Annotated in this window: 14 protein-coding genes; 8 read left to right on the forward strand and 6 right to left on the reverse strand. The window is 55.8% G+C overall.

What is annotated here, in order from left to right:
• The first annotated feature begins 2 nt into the window (after positions 1-2).
• Positions 3-1,910, forward strand: coding sequence for a tRNA uridine-5-carboxymethylaminomethyl(34) synthesis enzyme MnmG (mnmG, locus tag TREPR_RS14000; RefSeq protein WP_015708991.1), 1,908 nt, complete (start codon positions 3-5; stop codon positions 1,908-1,910).
• A gap of 1 nt (position 1,911) precedes the next feature.
• Positions 1,912-2,292 carry a fluoride efflux transporter CrcB gene (gene crcB / locus TREPR_RS14005; RefSeq protein WP_041611216.1) on the forward strand — a complete coding sequence of 127 codons (381 nt, stop codon included), beginning with the start codon at positions 1,912-1,914 and terminating at the stop codon, positions 2,290-2,292.
• Positions 2,293-2,469: 177 nt separating this feature from the next.
• Here crcB and TREPR_RS14010 read toward each other — a convergent pair whose 3' ends face one another.
• A complete protein-coding gene (locus TREPR_RS14010) occupies positions 2,470-2,817 on the reverse strand; it encodes a histidine triad nucleotide-binding protein (protein ID WP_245534743.1) in 348 nt (115 codons plus the stop codon).
• Complete coding sequence (gene serS, locus TREPR_RS14015) at positions 2,814-4,097, reverse strand: serine--tRNA ligase (RefSeq protein ID WP_015708994.1); 1,284 nt, start codon at positions 4,095-4,097, stop codon at positions 2,814-2,816. The genes TREPR_RS14010 and serS overlap by 4 nt, the downstream gene beginning before the upstream one ends.
• 416 nt (positions 4,098-4,513) lie before the next feature.
• Between serS and TREPR_RS14020 the strand changes: the two genes are divergently transcribed.
• Both TREPR_RS14020 and TREPR_RS14025 read left to right on the forward strand, forming a co-directional pair.
• A complete protein-coding gene (locus TREPR_RS14020) occupies positions 4,514-6,613 on the forward strand; it encodes a beta strand repeat-containing protein (RefSeq protein ID WP_015708996.1) in 2,100 nt (699 codons plus the stop codon).
• Positions 6,614-6,625: 12 nt separating this feature from the next.
• Positions 6,626-9,460: a leucine-rich repeat domain-containing protein gene (locus tag TREPR_RS14025; RefSeq protein ID WP_015708997.1), complete on the forward strand. Its 2,835-nt coding sequence runs from the start codon at positions 6,626-6,628 to the stop codon at positions 9,458-9,460.
• A gap of 59 nt (positions 9,461-9,519) precedes the next feature.
• Here the strand turns inward: TREPR_RS14025 and TREPR_RS14030 are convergent, their stop codons facing one another.
• Positions 9,520-13,644, reverse strand: a complete 4,125-nt coding sequence (locus TREPR_RS14030) for a phosphoribosylformylglycinamidine synthase (RefSeq protein WP_015708998.1) — start codon at positions 13,642-13,644, stop codon at positions 9,520-9,522.
• Between the two features lie 211 nt (positions 13,645-13,855).
• On the opposite strand from TREPR_RS14030, the gene ychF reads away from it, so the two are divergent.
• A complete protein-coding gene (gene ychF / locus TREPR_RS14035; protein ID WP_015708999.1) occupies positions 13,856-14,983 on the forward strand; it encodes a redox-regulated ATPase YchF in 1,128 nt (375 codons plus the stop codon).
• A 12-nt stretch (positions 14,984-14,995) separates the two neighbouring features.
• Positions 14,996-15,442 carry a cyclic nucleotide-binding domain-containing protein gene (locus TREPR_RS14040; RefSeq protein ID WP_015709000.1) on the forward strand — a complete coding sequence of 149 codons (447 nt, stop codon included), beginning with the start codon at positions 14,996-14,998 and terminating at the stop codon, positions 15,440-15,442.
• An 8-nt stretch (positions 15,443-15,450) separates the two neighbouring features.
• On the opposite strand, the gene TREPR_RS14045 is transcribed toward TREPR_RS14040, so the two are convergent.
• Both TREPR_RS14045 and murD read right to left on the reverse strand, forming a co-directional pair.
• Positions 15,451-16,506, reverse strand: coding sequence for an EF-P lysine aminoacylase GenX (locus TREPR_RS14045; RefSeq protein ID WP_015709001.1), 1,056 nt, complete (start codon positions 16,504-16,506; stop codon positions 15,451-15,453).
• A 12-nt stretch (positions 16,507-16,518) separates the two neighbouring features.
• Positions 16,519-17,964 (reverse strand): UDP-N-acetylmuramoyl-L-alanine--D-glutamate ligase, encoded by a 1,446-nt coding sequence (gene murD / locus TREPR_RS14050; RefSeq protein WP_015709002.1) that lies wholly within the window; start codon positions 17,962-17,964, stop codon positions 16,519-16,521.
• A 60-nt stretch (positions 17,965-18,024) separates the two neighbouring features.
• Here murD and TREPR_RS14055 point away from each other — a divergent pair, with 60 nt between their 5' ends.
• Positions 18,025-19,053 carry a DUF2804 domain-containing protein gene (locus TREPR_RS14055; protein ID WP_015709003.1) on the forward strand — a complete coding sequence of 343 codons (1,029 nt, stop codon included), beginning with the start codon at positions 18,025-18,027 and terminating at the stop codon, positions 19,051-19,053.
• Positions 19,054-19,082: 29 nt separating this feature from the next.
• Positions 19,083-19,847 (forward strand): TylF/MycF/NovP-related O-methyltransferase, encoded by a 765-nt coding sequence (locus TREPR_RS14060; RefSeq protein WP_245534744.1) that lies wholly within the window; start codon positions 19,083-19,085, stop codon positions 19,845-19,847.
• A gap of 57 nt (positions 19,848-19,904) precedes the next feature.
• On the opposite strand, the gene TREPR_RS14065 is transcribed toward TREPR_RS14060, so the two are convergent.
• Entirely contained in the window at positions 19,905-21,488 is a 1,584-nt protein-coding gene (locus TREPR_RS14065) for a UDP-N-acetylmuramoyl-L-alanyl-D-glutamate--2,6-diaminopimelate ligase (protein WP_015709005.1), read from the reverse strand.
• Positions 21,489-21,530 lie beyond the last annotated feature (42 nt).

The following is a 21,530-nucleotide window of genomic DNA, read 5'->3' on the forward strand; positions in this document are numbered from 1 at the left end:
AAATGGATTATGATTGCATTGTTGTAGGGGGCGGACACGCGGGGATTGAGGCGGCCCTGGCAGCGGCCCGGCTCGGCTTTTCCGCCCTGTTGATCACCCAAAACCCCGACCGCATCGGCGCCCTCTCCTGCAACCCCGCGGTAGGGGGCCTCTCCAAGGGCAACCTGGTCCGGGAAGTGGACGCCCTGGGGGGGCAAATGGGGAAACTCATAGACGCAACCATGATCCAGTACCGGGTGCTCAACCGCTCCCGGGGCCCCGCAGTCCAGGCCCCCCGGGCCCAGGCGGACAAACAGGCCTACCAGGCCGCCGCCAGATCCGCCCTGGAAGCCCAGGGAAACCTTTCGATTTTTATGGACACTGTGACAGACCTTTTGGTAGCCGGGGATGACGGGAACGATGGCGGCGAAAGCCTTCCCGGTTCCGGCCAACGGGGCCAAGTCCTGGGGGTGGTGACCCGGCGGGGGCACCGCATCAGCAGCCGGACAGTAATACTGTCCACCGGCACTTTTATGGAAGGAAAGATATTTATCGGCGAATATGACGCACCCCAGGGGCGGCTGGGGGAAGAGGCCGCCCTGGGACTGGGGACCAGCCTCAGGCGGCGGGGCTTCCCTGTAGGGCGGCTCAAGACGGGCACCCCTGCCCGTATAGCCGGGGATTCCCTGGATTATTCGCGGATGGAAAAACAGGAGGGCGAAGAAGCAGCCCCCTTTTCCTTTGACCGCGATCCCGGCTCGGGGCCAATCGGCCTTGCAACACGGCCCTGCTGGATCACCTACACCAATCAGAAAACCCACGAAATTATCCGAGCCAATATACTTAGGTCTCCCCTCTACGGGGGAAAGATCGTCGGTGTAGGCCCCCGATACTGTCCATCCATTGAGGACAAGGTAGTGCGCTTCCCGGAGCGGGAACGGCACCACATCTTTATTGAGCCCGAGGGGCTTTCAACAAATGAAATGTATATGAACGGCGCTTCCAGCTCCCTGCCCGAGGATGTGCAGGCCGCCTTCATCCACAGCATAGCCGGCCTGGAGGAAGCCCGGATCGTCCGCCCCGCCTATGCGGTGGAATACGACTACCTGGACCCCCTGGACCTCTACCCCACCCTGGAATCCAAGCGTATGGCCGGGCTCTTCGTGGCAGGCCAAACCAACGGCAGTTCCGGCTATGAAGAAGCGGCGGCCCAGGGCATCATAGCGGGGATCAACGCCGCACTAATGCTGCGGGGGGATACCCCCCTGGTCCTGGGCCGGGCGGAAGCCTACATCGGGGTCCTGGTGGACGACCTTACCACCCAGGGTACAAAGGAACCCTACCGTATGTTCACCAGCCGGGCGGAACACCGACTTATGCTGCGCCACGATACTGCGGATACCCGGCTCACCCCAAAAGGACGGGCCATAGGGCTTGCGGAGGAGGTGCGCTGGGAACGATTTGAGAAGAAAACCCAGGGGCTCGAAGCTATCGCAGAATTGCTGCGTACCAGGAAGGTTCCCGGCGCCATTGCTGCTGCGGAAAACAGACCCGCAGCATCATTACTGCCCCATGCAGGGGACAGCCTGGAACGCGCCCTGACCGATTCAGCGGTAAAGTTCGATGACATCCTGCCCTGGGCACCGGAGTTGGCGGATTATCCCCGGGAATGGATTGAGCGGAGCTTCCTAGACATCAAGTACGCCGGGTATATTGAGAAAGAAAGCCGATCCGCCGCCCGGGGGGCCAAGATGGATGCAATAAAACTGCCCCCGGACATGGACTATGCCGCCATCTCAGGCCTTTCCGTGGAATCGAGAGAAAAACTGCGCCAGGTCCGGCCCCTGACAGTGGGCCAAGCCGCGCGTATTCCCGGGGTGCGTCAGGGGGACATCGCACTATTACTGGTTCTTGTTAAAAAAGGGGGCTAAGATGCAGTACCTATCGGTTCTTGCAGGAGGCGCTATGGGCGCTTTATTACGGTACCTGTCAACCCAGGGGATAAGTGGGCTTATCAAAACACCCTTCCCAGCGGGCACCCTCCTGGTCAATATGATAGGGTCCCTCGTTATAGGGTTTCTGTTCGGGGTTTTTGAAACCCGCGCGGTCCCCGCCGGCCTCCGGCTCTTCCTCATCACCGGGTTTCTCGGGGGCTACACCACCTTCTCTTCCTATTCACTGGAAACAGTACGGCTGTTTTTAGCCGGTAACATTTCTGCGGCTTTCATCAACCTGGCCCTCAATAACCTACTCTGCCTGGGCTTTACCTTTTTAGGCCTGGGCCTAAGCCAAAAACTGGTGGCCCATGTTTAACTGGATTTCATTCTTAACCTTTATCGTTGTTATGTCCTTTATCCCGGGGCCCAACAATATCATGTCCATGAATAACGCTGCAAACATGGGTTTGAAGCGCAGTGTCCCTTTGCCCTGGGAGTGCTGACCGGGGTATTTGTCAGCACCGTTTTATGTATGGCCTTTTCGGCGCTGCCATCACCCCGGAGGCCAGTCCAGGGGCCGGCCGCCCAGGACATGGATGTGCAGGTGGTTCACGGTCTGCCCACCGTCGGACTTGCAGTTGATCACGAACCGGGCGCCCTTTTCGCCGCAGCCCTGTCCGACCGCCAGCTCCTGGGCCTTGTTGATCATCCGGCCTGTCAGGGCCACATCGTCCTTTCCCAGTTCCATGATGTTGCGGATGTGCTTTTTAGGGATCAGGAGGAAGTGAACCGGCGCCTGGGGAGATACATCGTGGAAGGCCAGAATTTCATCATCCTCATAAAGCTTCTTGCTGGGGATTTCACCGCTTATGATTTTACAAAAAATACAATCGTCCATCATACCCCGCCTTTTTTCTGAATCACCTCAAAGCCGCAGTAGGGAACCAGGGCTTTTGGCAGCTTTACTGTGCCGTCGGCCTGCTGAAAATTTTCCAAGATGGCGATGATCCCCCGGGAGACCGCGATGGCAGTGCCGTTGAGCATGTGGACAAATTTGTTTTTCCCGTCATCGTCCTTGTATTTGATGTTGAGCCGCCGGGCCTGGTAGTCGGTACAGTTTGAGGTGGAGGTAACCTCCCCCCACTCGCCGTTGTTGCGACCCGGCATCCAGGCTTCTAGGTCCCACTTGCGGTAGGCCGGGGCGCCCAGGTCGCCGGTGCAGGTATCCACTACCCGGAAGGGAATCTCCAGGCCTGCGAATATCTCTTCTTCAACAGCACGAAGCTCCTCATGGAGCCTGTCCGAATCTTCGGGCAGGCAGTAGACGAACATCTCAAGTTTGGTGAACTGGTGTACCCGGTAAAGTCCCTTGGAAAATTGCCCTGCGGCGCCCGCTTCCCGGCGAAAACAGTGGGAAAGCCCGGCCATGCGCAGGGGCAATTTTTCCCGGGGCAGGATCACGTTGGAGTAGTAGCCCCCCAGGGTGATCTCTGCGGTTCCCACCAGGCAGGTCCCCTCATCCTCCACAGTGTAGACATTGGACTCCGCGCCCCGGGGGTTGAAGCCTATGCCTTCCAGGATTTCCTCCTTGGCAATATCCGGGGTGATGAAGGGGGTAAAGCCCCGTTTCTGCAAAATATCCAGGGCATAGCGCACCAGGCCGAGTTCCAGGAACACCCCTTCGTTTTTAAGGTAGTAAAATTTGGTCCCCGAAACCTTGGTGGCCGAATCAAAGTCGATAATATCCAGGTCCTGGCCCAGCTTCACATGGTCCACAGGCTCAAAGTCAAACTTGGTAGGCTCCCCCACCCGTTTCACTTCCAGGTTATCCTTGTCTTCCTTGCCCACTGGCGCCTGGGGATGGGCCATATTGGGTATGCGCCGCCCTTCGGTGTCCAGCTCCGCTTCCACCGACCCCAGCTCGGTCTCCTCCCCGGCAATGTCGTCCTTGAGCTTCTTCCCCTCTTCTATCAAAGCGGCCCGCTTGTCCGGTTCAAGCTTGCCCTTCATGGCAGCAGCGTTGGCGTTCCGCTGCTGCTGCAGGGACTGGAGCGCCGTGACCAGCTCGGTACGGCGGTTAAAAAGGCGGACCACCGCATCCGCATCGGCCTTCATATAGCGGTCGGTGATATTTTTTTTCACCGCCGGGAGATTGTCTGCAATAAAATGATAGTCCAACATGATGGATCAGTTTACACGGGGATGGGGCGGGAAACAAGGGGCGCACCCCAAGGCGGCCAGAGGCCAAAGCGGGCCGGAGATTTTAAAATATTTTATTGACCGTAAGGAAAAAAGGTGCTAAAATTAATTGGATTATACTAGCTTTTGAAAAGGGATCCTTTTTGTGCTTTTAAATCGTTGTATTTCCTTGTATTATAATGAATTAGCCCCCCCCCCCCCCCCCCCCCGATAGGTTTACCAGGAATTACCGGTTTGCCATCGGCATTTCCGGAAAGACGATCTCTATCAAATTCCCGTTATTTATACAAATTTCCAAAATTCTCTTTTTTGTTTTCGCCCATACCGGGCTTCCTTATATCTCTGTACCCCGGCCTATTCCGGGGCTTTTTTAATTTCTTTGATAATGGAGGACTCTGATGAAAAAATATGTATTCCGGGGAATAACCGTTCTGGCCTTAGCCTGTGGTTTGATTCTATCCGCTTGCAGTAATCCAACAGGCGGCGGGGGCAATAATTCATGGGTCCTCCCAAGCCCTATTCCCCAAGTTGGAAACGGGATATTGACTATTAACGATATACCCGGAGGAATAGAAACCTTCGCGGTGTATATTAGCTCAGACGAAATAACATCAGCAGATTATACTTCACTCCTGACGAGTTACGTGGCCCTTGGCGCAGTGACCGAAACCAGCAGTGATTCTGTTGCCATACCCCTTTATACTTCGGATGGAACCACAACATTCAGTGGCAATGGCACATATTCAATTTTGGTCATCAGTTCAACCGGAAGTTCATTGGTACGGGCGGTGAATAATAAAACTTTCGCCAATGGATCGGTGACGATTTCCTGGGCTGATCTACAGGATCTTTCCAGCCAAAACAGCACAAACGGCACATTGACTATCAACGATGTACCTACCGGGACCGGAACCTTTGCGGTGTATATTACCACAAGCGAAATATCATCATCAAACTATACTTCAATCCTGACGAGTTACGTGGCTCTTGGCGCAGTGACCGGCAGCAACAGTGGTTCTGTTACCATACCACTTTATACGACATCCGGGGGAACTTCGGCATTCAGTAATAGTGGCACTTACTCAATTCTGGTCATTAGCTCAACCGGAAGTTCATTGGTACGGGCGGTGAATAACAGGACCTTCGCCAATGGATCGGCGACGATTTCCTGGGCTAATCTACAAGATCTTTCCAGCCAAAACAGCACAAACGGCACATTGACTATCAACGATGTGCCCACCGGGACCGGAACCTTTGCGGTGTATATTACCACAAGCGAAATATCATCATCAAACTATACTTCAATCCTGACGAGTTACGTGGCTCTTGGCGCAGTGACCGGCAGCAACAGTGGTTCTGTTACCATACCACTTTATACGACATCCGGGGGAACTTCGGCATTCAGTAGTAGTGGCACTTACTCAATTCTGGTCATTAGCTCAACCGGAAGTTCATTGGTACGGGCGGTGAATAACAGGACCTTCGCCAATGGATCGGCGACGATTTCCTGGGCTGATCTACAGAATCTTTCCAACCTGGGCGGCGAAGGCGGGATACTGACGATAAACGATGTACCTAGTGGGACCGGAACCTTTGCGGTGTATATTACGGTTGATGAAATTACATCGGCTACTACTTCGATCCCAACAAGTTACGTTGCTATTGGAGCAGTAACCGGAAGCAGCGGTTCTGTTGCGCTGCCTCTTTATACGATAACCGGGGGTACGGCATTTAACGGAACCGGCTATTATTCAATTCTGGTCTTTGGTTCAACCGGGAGCGGCCTGATACAGGGGGTAAACGACATAGAGTTTACTAATGGGGGAGCTGAAATTTCCTGGAACGATTTGCAGAACGTATCCAGCATTCCCGGCACCAACGCAATACCCTTGAAGGACAATGTTTGGTATGACAATACCATTACGGATGGGGCATCCCATGAATACCAATTCTACGCCCAGCAGGGAAAGTCTTATTTAGTGTCTTGGAATGACGGCTCTTATGGGAATGGAACCAAAACCGGGGATATAAAAGTTTCCGCTTCATGGAAGGGCGGAACAAGTATATTTTCCAGTGAGTCTTACGGAGGATTTAACTACCCCAAGCTTATTGAAGCCGAAAAATCAGGATATATCAAAATAAAAGTCGAAAAGAGGGACTATTACAATCCCGGAACCTATGGCCTTATCTATTGGGAAAGCCAGGGGGTCTTGACAGTACAAATCGGCTTCAAAGGGCCGAATGATATCACCGTCTCAGGCGATTTAAAGTTGGATATAAGTGATAATAATTCTATCACCCTTAGTGTAGGGGATGCTTCGGCGTACTCGGGCTTCAAGTGGATTATAGACGGGGCAGAGCTCAGCGGCCAAACAAGCTCAAGCATAACACTATCCGCTTCGGTTTATAATACACCCGGTGTTTATCATCTTACCGCAGTTGCATACCAGGGCGTAGTCCCCTATTCACGGGAAATCAGCTTTGCGGTAGTACCATAAAGGAGGAAGGAAATGAAAAGACAAGCTTTTAGAAAAACCGTTCTTATTATAGGGCTGCTGGGAACAATCATTTTTGCGGGATGTTCCAATCTATTTGACGCGCCGGTAAAGCCGGAACCCGGGATCAGTCCGGAAACAGCCGCCACAGGCAGGGTAAGTATATCCCTGGAAGGGACCGGAACGGACGAAGCAGGGCGGACCCTTTTCCCCCATGCGCCGGTATTCAGTAAATATGACCTGATTTTTACCCCCCTGGACGGGCAGACCGCAACGGCGCCGGTTACCATAACGGATGGGGCGCGGTATAGCCTGGACCTTGCGGGGGGCTACTGGACTATTGCGGCGGTAGGTTATGTACATATACAGGGCGTAAGCGGTATTACCGACGGGGATTATGAAGCGGCCCGTGGGGAAGCAACGAATATATATGTGTCTACCTACTCGGCTCAACAGATATCCATTGACATTAATGGAGGAGTACAGCCGGGACAGCAGGGGATATTCAGCTATACTGTTACCCTCCCCACAGGATTTAGCGCAGCTTTTCTGCAGATACTTCCATTAACGGGAGGCACGGCGCTTAAAGAAGTAAGCCTTTTGTCATCAAACCCTTCCGGCTCATTCGCCCTGGACGCAGGGTATTATTTTCTTAAAATAAAATACACCAAGGATGGGAAGGAAACCATACGGACCGAAGTTATCCATATTTACGGCGGCCTAACGACTGCGGCGGCGGGAACGAAGTACGATTTTACCGGGTTTAGCAGCATTGCGGACCTTATGTACTACCTGGCCAGCGCGGCGGTGAATACGGCGAGCAATCCCTATACCATCGTATTGAAGGGTATTAATCTGGAACAGGATTTGTATAAAGATTATGACCCCTTAAGACTGCTTTTTGAAGCCCTGAGCGGTAAGTATGTCAGACTAGACCTGAGTGCTTGTACCGGCTTCAACATACCTTACAGCTCTATTGAGTACAGACCGAATAAGGACAAGATAGTCTCACTTATACTGCCTGATACGATCACCAATATTGGCGAATACATGTTCAGGGACTGTACTGCGCTTGAGTCGGTAGATCTGCCGGATCACCTGACCACTATCAAAAATCATGCGTTTTATAACAATAGCTCCCTTACTTCGATAATTTTCCCCGATTCTCTGGTAAGTATCGGCAACGAGGCTTTTAGGGGCTGTAATGGCATTACCTTCCAGACTACCGGGAATAACGTTCATGTGAGTACCCTGGAATCCGGGAAAGTGCTTATATGCAACGGGGTAATACTGGAATGGTTGGCGGATAAGACCGGCGCTATAACGATACCTGAAGGTATTACCGATATAGGTACGGTATTCCAAGGAAGCGGGATTACCTCGATAGACATGCCAAATTCTCTGAACGCTATCGGCGATTACGCATTCAGAGGTTGTACTTCTCTTACCTCGATAGACCTGCCGGATTCGCTCACCACTATCGGTGAGGGGGCCTTCATCGGTTGTACTTTACTGGCCGCGATAGACCTTTACTCTACACAGTTGACCAGTATCGGCGGTTACGCATTCTCCGGCGACGATGCATTCAACGGTTGTACTTCCCTCACCTCGATAGACCTGCCGGATTCGCTCACCACTATCGGTAGATATGCATTTGCCTTTTCTTCGCTTACCTCGATAGGCCTGCCGGATTCGCTCACCACTATCGGCGAGGGAGCATTTTTTGCTTGTGCTTCGATAACCGCAGTAAACCTTTCCGGTACACAGGTGACTAGTATCGATGAATACACATTCCAAGGCTGTACTTCACTGGCCGCGATAGACCTTTCCTCCATACAGTTGACCAGTATCAGTGGTTACGCATTCAACAGCTGTACTTCGCTTACCACAATAGATCTCGCCGGCACACAGATAACCAGTATCAGCGGTTACGCATTCAACGGATGCACTTCGCTTGCCGCAATAAATCTTTCCGGCACACAGGTAACCAGTATCAGTAGTAGCGCATTCTCCGGATGCACTGCGCTTGCTTCTGTAGACTTGCCGTATACTCTGACTACTATCGGCGATGATGCATTCAAAGGCTGTAATAATATAACATTCCATATAACCGGAAGCGGACAATTCAGTACCGGTGGGAATGGAAAATTACTTATTAAAAACGGTGTAACCCTGATTGCGGCGCGTACAGGGGGGGATATTACCATACCTGCGGGGATTACCGATATAGGAACGGTATTCCGTTCCAGTCAGATTACTTCAATCATATTGCCCGCTTCCCTGACTAGTATCGGAAATGAGGCTTTTAAGGGCTGTAGTTTGCTTGAGTCGATAAGTCTGCCTAATACCCTTACCAGTATCGGAAATGAGACTTTTAAGGGCTGTAGTTTGCTTGAGTCGATAAGCCTACCTGATACCCTTACCAGTATCGGAGAACAAGCGTTCGGAGATTGTACATCCCTTGAGGAAATAGATCTATCCATGTGTATTTCACTAACCGTTTTAAGCAAATATATATTCATAGATTGTCATGCGCTTACGTCAATAAAACTTCCAAATTCATTAACTATTATAAATGATGGCGCATTTTCCGGTTGTCATTTGCTTGCACGGTTTGATTTTCCCTATTCTCTGAATAGCATGGGATATAATATATTTTATTCTTATTATGACCCGCCTGCTTTAACCACATTGATTGTAAGAGCCGTCAATCCTCCAGCATGGGATGGGTCCATGTACCGAAGCTCAATTATTATTTATGTCCCCGATGCAAGTGTGGACGCATATCAGGGCGCAAGCAATTGGAGCGCCTATGCGAGTAAGATTAAACCCATAAACGAACTTCCCTAATTAACCCGGATTATTTGGCCCCGTCCTGATGGATTGGGGCCTTTTTTGGCTTCATATTCCTACCCGAAATACCCCACACCTGCCTCAAAGATCCGCTGGCGCTTGTTCCCCGGTATGTTGATATGCACGTATTCCCCGCAGCGTTCCGAGTGGGCCATCTTCCCCAGGACCCGGCCATCCGGGCTGGTGAGGCCCTCGATGGCGAAGTCGGAACCGTTGGGGTTGTCCGGCTCGGCCATGGTGGGCTTGCCCTGGGGATCGGCGTAACAGAAGGGGACCTGCCCTGCGGCAAAGAGGGCCCGGCCCTCCTCTTCCCTGATAACAATGCGGCCCTCCCCGTGGCTCACCGGAAGTATGTGGACGGTTCCCGGATTCTCCAGGGCAAGCCAGGGCGATGGGTTGGCGACAACTTTAGTGCGGACCATGCGGGAAACGTGGCGACCTATGCGGTTAAAGCTCAGGGTAGGCATGGAGGGGTCCGCTTCCCGGTACTCACCGTAGGGGACCAGGCCCAGCTTGATCAGGGCCTGGAAGCCGTTGCAGATACCCAGGACCAGGCCGTCCCGGGCATCCAGCAGTTTTGTTAACTCCTCCGCAATGGCGGGGGATCGGAACACATTGGCGATGAACTTCCCCGACCCATCAGGCTCATCCCCGGCGCTGAAGCCCCCGGACAGGGCCACTATTTGGGCCTCCGCGATGGCAGCCGCCAGTTCTTGTGTGGATTCCAGGATATCTTCCCGGTTCCGGTTCCTAAATATAATCGGCCGGGTTCTCGCTCCGGCTTTGCGGAAAGCCCGCTCCATATCCCACTCGCAGTTTGTGCCGGGAAAAACCGGCAGCACCACTAAAGGCTTGGCGGTTCCGGCGGCATTTTTTCTGCCCGGCGCTGCAGCGGAGGCGGTTCTGGCACTGCGGACAAGCGCTTCCAGGCCATCAGCAGGCACGGAACCGGCAACAGCAATTGGCTCTTCCGCCGCTGTGACCCCCGTAGAGGTCTGGGGGTAGACCTTAGCCAGGACGCCTTCGTAGATACGGCGCAGCTTTACTAATGGCGCCTCTGCGGATAAGTCCGCCGCCGATTCCGCAGCCCCGGACCTGACACCCGGCTGCACCGCAGGATCGGCGGCGCAGCGGGCTACCCGGAAAACCGGCTCAGCCAGGGTCCGGGCTGCAATGGCCCAGCAGGGCTTGGCCCCGGAAACCCCTGGAGCTGCTTTGGCAGCACCGCCCGGAGCCGTAGCTGCGGTGCCCGCCAGTATTGCCCGAACCATTGCGCCGTTTGCGCCGCCCTCAAGGGCCGCGCCGTCTATCTCCACAAGGACCGATCCCGGCCGCTGGGCCGGCTGCAACAGTGATAGTGTTTCTTCGTAAACCTCAAGGCCGGTCATGTTTCCAAAGGCCATGAGCGCCAGGGCTGCGGCACCCCCCCCTGAGCCCACGGGATAGGCGGCCCGGACCAGGCCTTTGTCGGACAGGGCGGCCAGGGCGTCCATGTTGGCCCTGAAAACGTCCCACTCACCGGCTTCGGCGGCTTGATACAGGAGGATCACTACCGATGCCGGGCTGCCGCTTAAGGCCCCGGAACGGACCGCAGCAGCCGGAGCGGTTCCGGCGGCAAAGGCGACCAGGGTGGGGGGGACCGCCAGGTCGATGCCGTTGACGCTGTCCCGGTAGCTGCCGGACATGGAGTCCTTGCCGCCGATGGCGGGTATGCCCAGGGCCAGTTCCGCTTCCAGGGCACCCAGAAGAGCGGCCAGGGGTTTGCCCCAGGAAGCGGGTTTGTCCATGCGTTCAAAGTACTCCTGGAGGGAAAGCCGGGCGGCCCAAGGATTGCCCCCCAAACAGGCGTACTTTGCCAGGGCCTCCCGAATAGCCGACTTAGCTCCTTCGTAGGGACTGCGTTGGGCCAGGTCCGGGTCGTAGCCGAAGCTCATCAGGCTGACCGTGCGGCTTTCCTTTTCCAGGGAAGGGAGCAGAGCCGCCATGCCGCACTCCGGGGTTCCCTGTTCCGCCCCACCCCAGGGGTAGAGCGCCGAAGCCGCCCCGATGGACCCGTCAAACCGTTCCTGGAGACCCCGGCGGCTCCCGCTGCGGAGGGCCCCCAGTTCCTGTTCTAGAGTCTTCAGTAATACTGCGGTATCCTTCTCTTCTACTCTCACCGCTTTCAGTAATACTGCCGCCTCGTTACCCTGAACATCCACCCCGCTCCCCTGCAACGTGCAACAGAGTTCCCCGCGCAGATCCATAAGCGCCTTGGCGGATCTGGGGGCGCCATTGGAGTTAAGGAAACGCCGGGACAGGTCCACGACAGCCTTACCCCGCCAGCTCATTCTGAGCCGGGGACCCTGGTCGGCTTCTTCAATGGAAAAGGCGGCGTCCTCTTCATCAGAAGCGCTGACCGTGGCAATAATCACGGCGTCCAGGTTTTCCGCTGCTGCGTAACGGATCAGTTTTTCTGCGTCAGCGGCGGCAACCACTACCGCCATACGTTCCTGGGATTCTGAGATAGCGATCTCCATGCCATCCAGGCCGGCATATTTTTTCGGAACCTTATCCAGGTTGATGTCCAGCCCGGCGGCAAGCTCCCCCACCGCCACTGCCACGCCCCCGGCGCCAAAGTCATTGCAGCGCTTGATCAGGGCGGTAACTTTGCTGTTGCGGAAGAGGCGCTGGAGTTTCCGTTCCTCCACCGCATTTCCCTTCTGCACCTCCGCCCCGGCGCTCTCCACGGACTCCCCGGTGTGGGCCTTGGAAGAACCGGTGGCGCCCCCTATGCCGTCCCGGCCGGTCTTCCCCCCCACCAGGAGCACCAGGTCCCCCGGCGCCGGTTCCTCCCGGCGCACCCAAGCTTCCGGGACCGCCCCAATCACCGCCCCTAGTTCCAGGCGCTTGGCCACAAAGCCCGGGTGGTAGAATTCCGACACCTGCCCGGTGGTCAGCCCTATCTGGTTGCCGTAGGATGAGTAGCCCGCCGCAGCTTCCCGGGCTATCTTGAGCTGGGGCAGCTTCCCGGGCAAAGTGTCCCCCAGGGGCCGCCGGGGATCCCCGCCCCCTGAGACCCGCATGGCCTGATGCACGTAGGCCCGCCCGGAAAGGGGGTCCCGGATGGCGCCCCCTAGGCAGGTTGCAGCCCCGCCGAAAGGCTCGATCTCTGTGGGGTGGTTGTGGGTTTCGTTCTTAAAGAGGAGCAGCCAGGGTTCATAGGAACCGTCGGCAAATTCCGCCTGAACCCTGATGGAACAGGCGTTGATCTCCTTTGACTCATCCAGATCAGTTAGGAGCCCTCGTTTGTTCAAGACCTTGGTCCCGATAGTCGCCAGGTCCATGAGGGTCTGTTTCCGTTTCTCCGCAGCTTCACCGTAAACTTCCTGCCGCGCTTCCTCGTAGAGGGACAGAGCTCGCTTCAAAGCAAGGACCGAAGAGGGGTCGCCCCCTTCCTCAATGGCAATATCCTCCAGAGCGGTAGTAAAGGTAGTATGTCGGCAATGGTCAGACCAGTAGGTATCCAAAACCCGCAGTTCTGCCAGGCTGGGGTCCCGGCCTATGCTGCTGAAATAGACCCGGCAAAAAAGAAGGTCCCCGGCAGACATGGCAAGGCCGTAACCTTTGGCAAGGGCATCCAGTTCCCGGGGATTGGCGGAGGAAAATCCCTCCAGCACCGGAACATCAGACGGCTCGGCTCCTTTTTCCTCCAGGGTCAGGGGCAATTCCATAGAAGCTTCACGGGAATCTACCGGGTTGATGAGGTATCGTTTTACCGCTTCTAGCGCTTCATTTGAAATCACCCTTTCCCCTTCCAGGATGAAAACACGGGCGCTGCGCACCACCGGCCTCAGCCCTACCGCCAATTCCACACACTGCTCCGCCGAATCAGCACGCTGGTTAAACTGCCCGCTCAGGTACTCAATCCCAAAGACCTGGGTATTTGCCCCGGAACCCGCCGCCGGAAGCTCTCCATAGTACACTTCATCGCACTGGGGCTCGGAAAAGACCAGGTTCACCGCCCCCCGGAACTGCCCATCTTCCAAACCAGCTACATCGTAACGCTGGAGTATACGCAAATCACGCAACCGGGCCAGCTCAGGGTACTGGGCGCCCAGAAAATCCGCCAATTCCGCTCTCAGCCGCCGCGCCTCACCGTCAAACCCTGCTCTTTTTTCAACAAACACCCGCCTGATCATGTACCCTCCTCCCCGGCCGGGACCGCCTCCCCGGCCACCCCATTTTAGCCATAAACCCCGCTAAATGTAACCACACACGCTGCCTCATAATCGGTGATCTCTGTCCCCCATCCCCCAAACAACGGCATGGAGTTTGCTCCGCAAACTCCCAAGTGGATCGGCACCGCCGAGCCGCATTGACCCTGGCCGCTGTCCCCCCTACAATAGAAGTATGGCATTAAACTGCGGCATTGTGGGACTCCCCAACGTGGGCAAGTCCACCATCTTTTCGGCCCTCAGCTCCGCCCCGGCGGAGGCGGCTAATTATCCCTTTTGCACCATTAACCCCAACGTGGGCATCGTGGATGTGCCGGACCAGCGGCTTGCCCAGCTCAGTGCGCTCTTTAAGCCCGCGCGAACTATCCCCGCAGCCGTGGAGTTCGTGGACATCGCCGGCCTTGTGCAGGGTGCGTCTAAGGGGGAGGGCCTGGGCAACCAGTTCCTGTCCCACATCCGGGAGGTGGGGGTCATCGCCCAGGTGGTCCGCTGCTTTGACGACCCCGACATCGTCCATGTGGCCAACAAGGTCGATAGCGACGCGGACATGGAGGTCATCAACATCGAGCTGGCCCTGGCCGACCTGGAGACCCTAGCCAAGCGCCGGGAGCGGGCGGACCGGGCCCTGCGGACCCAGGGCAAGGCGGAGCAGAAGGGCGCCGAAACGGTGCTGGCCGCCCTGGACAAGATAGGCCCCCTCCTGGAGCAGGGGAAGAGCGCCCGCGCTGCGGTTTTGAGTGATGATGAGCGGGCCGCGATCTACGACTGCCACTTTATCACCGCCAAACCCCAGCTCTATGTGTGCAATGTTGATGAAGCCACCATGCGGGCCCTCGGCGCCGGCCAGGGCGGCAATGCCCACATCGAGGCAGTGCAGCGCCGTGCCGCCGCCGAGGGCTCCGAGGCAGTGGTCATCTGCGGCAAATTCGAGGCGGAACTGGCGGACATCGACGACCTCGCAGAGAAGCTGGCCTTCCTGGAAGAGCTGGGCCTGGCCGAGTCCGGCCTGGGCGCCCTGGTCCATGCCGCGTACCGGCGCCTGGGCCTGCGGACCTTCTTCACCGCCGGCGCCGATGAGTGCCGCGCCTGGACCATTCACGCCGGGGACACGGCGCCCAAGGCCGCCGGGGTCATTCACACGGACTTCGAGAAGGGCTTCATCAAAGCCGAGGTGTATTCCTACGACGATATCATCCAGTACGGCACCGAGGCGAAGATCAAGGAAGCCGGGAAGTACCGTATTGAGGGCAAGGAGTACCTCGTCCGGGACGGGGACGTGGTGTTTTTCAAGTTCAATGTGTGAGGGAGGTATCCCATGGTCAATTCTTTATCCTTGCAGAAGTATTCTCTGTTCGGCGGTCTTCTGGAGGACCAGATCAACCAGATCATTCCCCTGATGGAACAGGAGAGCTACGAGGCCGGGGGCGACATCATTGTCGAGGGCGCCCCTAACGACCGGATCCGGTTTATCCTGGAGGGCCGGGTGGCGGTGGTCAAGGAGAGCCTGATCCTGTCGGAATTCAAGGAAGGCGATGCCTTTGGCGAAATGGAAGTGCTTGATGTGATGCCATCGGTGGCAACCATAAAGGCCCTTACCCCGACCAAGGTTATGTCAATTTCCAACCGGGCCCTGCGGGAAATCTACAAGCTGGACCTAAAGGCCTTTGCCCTGATACTGATGAACCTGTCCCGGGACCTGTCCCGGCGGCTCCGGCACATGGACGAGCGGGCCGCCGATGGGAAGTCCCGGCCCATCGATTAGCAACTAGGCTATTGCATGGGGAAGGGAAGAACGGAGTCGATGGTTGATCTGCCGGTGAGGGCCATGATCAGCCGATCCAGCCCCAGGGCCACGCCGGAGCATGGGGGAAAACCTTTGGTTTTCCCCTTGGAGAAGCCTTCGGCTTCTCCGGGCTGGGAGGGGTTGCCCTTGGATGGGTCTGCGGCTTCTCTGGGCTGGAAGAGCTTCCAGTAGTCCCGGTCGCTTGCATGGGGGACCAGGGCGGTCTTTGCCTTGAGCGCCCCTTCCCGTTCAAAGTATCGGCGAATCTCCTCAGGGTCGGTTTCCTCGGAATAGCAGTTCGCCAGTTCAATCCCCTGTACATACAGCTCCCAGCGCTCCACCGTTTTGCCATCCGGCCGCTTTTGGGCCAGGCAGGGGACAAAGGCGGGGTAATCCATCAGCGCCACAGCTCTGTCCCTCGGCAGGGAGGGTTCCACGGCATGGATAAAAATCAGATCGTAGAGCGCCGCCGTGTCCAGGTCCGGGGTCGGGTCCAGACCCAGTTTCCGGGCCTCTGCGCCCAGGGTCCCCCCTTCGGCGGCCTCGAAGAGGCTGAAGCCTGCCCAGCGGGTAAAGGCTTCTTCCATGGTGATGTGCAGGAAGGGGGGGCGGAGAGGGCTCTGTCCCTCAGCGGTTTCCGTCCCCAGGAGCCTTGCAAAAAGCTCCTCGGTAATCCTGAGCGAATCCTCGTACCCGGCGTCCATGGTGTAGTATTCCAGCATGGTGAATTCCGGGCTGTGAAGCCGCCCGGTGGATTCCCCGTTTCTGAAACACTTGCAAATCTGGTACAGACTGGTCCGGTGTCGGGCGATGAGCCGCTTCATCCAGATTTCCGGGGAGGGGATGAGCCAGTAGGGTTTTGTTTTCCTGACCCTGCTGTTTTCCGGGGCAAGGTAGGCGGTCTCGAAAACTTCCAGGCAGGTTTCGGGGATTAGGTCCGGCGCCAGGAGGGGGGTGTCCGCTTCCAGATAGTTCCGTTTGTCAAAAAAAGCACGTACTTCCCGGATTATCCGGGCTCGTTCCCACAGTAGTTCAATATCCAAGCTTATTATTCCTTATGCAAGCCGCAGGGCCGCCTCTTTCCAGCGGCGGCCCCGGTCAAATTCGTTCAAAAACATCCCAAAGGAAGCACAGCCTGGGGACAACGCCACCACATCCCCCGCCTCAGCCGCCTCCAGGGCGGATTTGACCGCCTCATCCACGGTACCAAAGGGCCCCCGGTAGGGGATGCCCGCCTGATCCAGAAGGCTCCGGAGCTTTTCGCTGCCGGTTCCGGCCAGGAGTACCAGGGCTTTTGCCTTGACCGCCGCCTTGGCCAGACAACTGAAGTCCAGGTTCTTGTCGGTGCCCCCGGTGATCAGCACCACAGGCCGGTCAAAAGCCTCCAAAGCGGCGGCGGCGGCTTCGGGGATGGTGGCGGCGGTGTCGTTGTAGAACCGTATCCCCCTTGCCTCATGGAAAAATTCCAGCCGGTGTTCAATGCCCGGAAAAGTCCCCAGGCTTTCCCGGATAAAATCCGCTGGCAGCCCCAGGTCCAGGAGGGACAGAGCTGCGGCGAGAAGGTTCTTTTTCTGGTGGACCCCCGGTGTCAGGAGCTGTGCCGGGACGACTTCGACGATGTCCCCTGAACCCAGCCTGGCCAGGCCACAGCCGCTGGCGTCGTCAACCCAGCCGCCGGCTCTGTCCCCATCCGGGGGCTTCATACCGTAAACCAGGTGGCGGCCCTTTGTTTCCCCAAGGAAGCTCTGTCCCCAGGAATCATCCGGGGCTACAGTGACATCCCTCCCATCCTGGCCCTGACAAATCACCCGTTTGTCCGCTACATAGGCTTCCATGGCGCCATACCAGTCCAGGTGGTCGGGCATGATGGATGTAATCACCGCCGCCCGGGGTTTAAGCAGCGCCCTGTTTCCCGGATTGGGGACAGAGCTCATTTTTCCCCGCAGATCCCCCAACTGCCAACTAGAAAGCTCCAGCACCACATCATCCTCCGCCCTCAGCCCATCCAGAAAAGTGAGGGGCGAAAGGGTGATGTTACCTCCCAGGTAGGCCTTCCCGGAAAGCAAGCCCTTGGCCCGTGCCTTATCCAGCACCCAGTGTATCGCCGAGGAAGTGCTGGATTTGCCCTTGGAACCGGTAACCGCGATAAGCCGGGCTGGGGAGGCAGCCAGGAAAAGGGAGATATCCGTCTCAATGCGCCGGGCCGCTTGGAGGTAGGGGGAATTCGGCCGTACACCGGGGTTTTTAATCACCAGATCCGCCTGTTCAAAATCCTTGATATCGTGGCGGCCCAGGACATAGCGGGCTGTGATCCCGGCGGCCTTGAGTTTTTCTATTGATGGGGACAGAGCTGTTTCATCCCGCAGATCCGTTACAGTCAGTTCCGCCCCGTGGTCCGCCAGGTAGCGGGCGGATTCCAGCCCCCCCCCGTGGAGGCCCAGCCCCATAACCAGGGCCTTCATCCCCCTGAATGGCTGCCTTGTTTCCGCACTCCCTTCCATCAATAACTCCTTCACCCCGGACCATTGCCCCCAGGGGCACTTCATTGTATAGTATCTCACATGGCGCCCATTGAAACAGATACTCAGCGGCCGATTCTGGACGAAACCGGTAAGCCGGTCAATTTCGGCTGGGCCCGCTCGCCTCTTTTCCTCTATAACAAGGATTTAGTTCACCCCCCCTACGGGCGCATCACCGAATCGGAACGGTACATCATCTTTTCCCCCACCCACCTCATGATCTTTGACGTGATGGACGGCGGATGCCTGGGGTACATCAGTATAAGTGTGGTTTCCCTGAAGGATAAAAAACGGTCCACCCAGCCTTTCACCATTCCTTTCCCTTTGGGGATCTTCGATTTGCCTTCGAGCAGTGAAACCGGTTCTGCCCGGATACAGCGGAAAAAGTTCGCCATCGACTTTTCCGCCATGGAAGGGGGAAGTCGGATCATCAAAGTGGACATCCCCCGTTTCGGCCACCATCGGCGCCTGAGGGGGGAAGTGGTACTGAGCCCGCCTCCGGGAGCTGAATCTATGGTGACCTGCTCTCCCTGGCGGCGGGAAAAAAACGCCTTCTGGTATACCCGGCGCTCCCCCTGGTACATAGCCGAAGGGGTCATGCAGTTCGGCAGCACCGAGTTGGTCTTTCTCAAAGACAAGGCTTGGGGTATCTTTGACTGGAACCGGGGGGTCCGTCCCCGTGGGGACATCCGCCTTTGGGCCGCCGCCTGCGGTAAGTCCGGGGGTCGGCAGATAGGTTTTAACGTGGGATACAGCAGCGCCGATTCCGGCCCGGGTACGGAAAACGCCTTTTTTGCCGAGGGGAAGCTCCACAAACTGGATCAGGTAACCTTCCATATCCCCCCGACGGACTGGCTTGAGCCCTGGCGTTTTACCAGCAACGACAAACGGCTCGAAATGACCTTCACTCCCCACCAGGAACGGTCCGACCGGAACGTCATGTTCTTTCACACCCTTACCCGCCGCCAGGTTTGCGGCTCTTTTTCCGGCAAGGTGATCCTGGACGACGGCGCAAAACTGGAATTTCAGGATATCACGGGCTTCGCGGAACGACGGAAAACCCGCTTTTAGAAAGTTTTTTTGATGAACCTCTCCGTAAGTTGACTTTTTGTAACCCAGGGTATGGACCTGTTTGCGGATTAGGTATATACTCCGTCCTACGTGCCGTCACCGTGCAGCGTACTAGAGAAGTCTCAGCTATTACAACAGGAGCGAAGATGATAGGTAAGCTGGTTTTGACGGCAATTAATCGGTTGGTTAATAATATTATTTTGGGCAGGGTACGGAATAACTTAGTCTATAAAGACGACTTTGTCCGTAATTCCTCCCTGGAACTTGTGGCCTATGAAATTTTTGAAAAAAAGCTGCTGGGATGTGTTGCTGAACTAGGGGTATTCAGGGGTGAATTCGCCCAGCTTATCAATACCTTGTTTCCTGAGAGAAAACTGTATTTATTTGACACCTTTGAAGGGTTTGATCACAGGGATGTAAAAATAGAAATCGAAAATGGTTTTTCCACCGCAAAAAAACAAGATTACTACAATTCAAGCGTTGATTTGGTATTGGATAAAATGAAATACCCCGAAAGCTGTATAGTTAAAAAGGGTTATTTCCCCGAAACAATAACAGACGTAGAAGAAAAATTTGTGTTTGTCAGTATTGATGTGGATCTATATGAACCGATTTATAACGGGCTTTTGTTCTTTTACCCCCGATTGCAGCACGGTGGATATATTTTTGTGCATGATTATAACAATATAAGCTTCGGCGGCGCTAAAGCGGCGGTACAAAAATTCGCAAGAGAATTTAACATTTCCTATTTTCCTTTAAGCGATGGCTGCGGTACCGCAGTATTTGTAAAGTAAGCCATTATAATAATTTGCCTGGTCCAAAATCCACAGAACCGGAACACCGGGATATTTTTAGTTTGTTCCGGTAAAGCCCATTTCCCCCAGGGCCTTTTCTGCCTCGGCGATCTCGTCGTAGGCTATGGTTTCTGTCGCATATATAATCGAATTCTCGTGACCCTTCCCCAGGAGGAGGACCAGGTCCCCGCTCTCAGCCAGAGAAAAGGCCTTCCGTATGGCCTGGCTTCGATCCGGAATGAGGAAGAGGTTCTCGCCTCGTTTACCCTCAGGACAGCCTAGGGCGATTTCCTCCAGGATGGTCAGGGGTACCTCGCCCCGGGGATCCTCGTCGGTGAGGAACACTAAATCCGACCAGTCGGCGGCGATCCGGCCCTGTTCAGGCCGCTTTTTGGTGTCCCGCTCCCCGGCGGAACCGAAGAGGCTGATGATGCGACCCCCGGTTCTGTCTATTCGTTCCCGTAAGGGAGGGAAAATCGTTTCAAAAGAAGAGGGAGTATGGGCATAGTCCACCAACACTTCAAAGGGTTGTCCTCTTTGAACCTTTGTCATACGCCCTCGGACCGGTTTGAGCTTGGTTACCAGTGGGATCAAGTCTTTTACCGGCACAAAGAGGAGCCCTGAAACGACGAGGAGGCTTGCCAGGACATTCCCGGCATTAAAAGCCCCGGGCAAACGGTCCCGGATATCCACTACTTCCCCGGTTTCCCGGATCAACGCCTCATACCAGTTGCCATTAACGGCGCTTTCTACGCTCCGCAGGGAAATGTCCGCGTCTTTGCCCCGGGTACTGTAGGTATAGGTTTTATGCAGGGTGGCGGAGGCGAAATAGCCGACGCTGGGGTCATCCGCATTGGCTACTCCGAAAGAAGGGGGGAGCGCCTCGGTTTTTTGTAAATGGACGCCTTTAAGATGATCGTAGTGGTCCAGGGTGCGGAAAAGATTGGCCTTGTCATCCCGGTACTGCTCCCAGGTGCCGTGAAATTCCAGGTGCTCATGGGTCACGTTGGTCATGACGCTTACATCAAAGGCCACATCCCCCAGGCGGTTGGTCTTTGGGGAAAGGCCGTGGGAACTGGCCTCAATCACCGCATATTCGGCGCCGTTTGCGACCATATCAGCCAGGAGCCTGTGTATGGTGATAGCCTCCGGGGTAGTCTGATGCTCCGGGTTCCAGAGCTCACCGGTACCATCACTGTACTGTACTGTAGAAACGAACCCCGCTTTTTTTCCGGCCAGGAGCAGAAACTGGTAGATCAGGTAAACCGTGGTGCTTTTCCCCTCGGTGCCGGTTACCCCGATAATAGTTAACTGTTTGGAGGGGTTATTATAGAAGGAAGACGCCACCGGGGACATGGCAGCCCGGGAATTTCGCGCCCGCAGATACAGGACTCCATCCTGGAATTCGGTCAACTCATCCTGATACAGAATCGCCGCCGCCCCCCTCTGTATGGCATCGGGGATAAACCGGTGCCCGTCGGTATGCAGTCCCGGTAGGGCAAAAAAGAGGTTCCCCGGCTTAACCTTACGGGAGTCGTATTCAAGCCCCGTGATCAGAGGATCCTCCCGGCCATTTTTTTCCAATAACTCCGCTTGCCAGGAAATACCATCGGTGAAAAAATCAGATAAACAACGTTCCATTTCTTAATAGTATAGTGGAAAAATACATTCGGTCAACGCAGA

The sequence above is a fragment of the Treponema primitia ZAS-2 genome, assembly GCF_000214375.1.
Taxonomy (GTDB): domain Bacteria; phylum Spirochaetota; class Spirochaetia; order Treponematales; family Breznakiellaceae; genus Termitinema; species Termitinema primitia.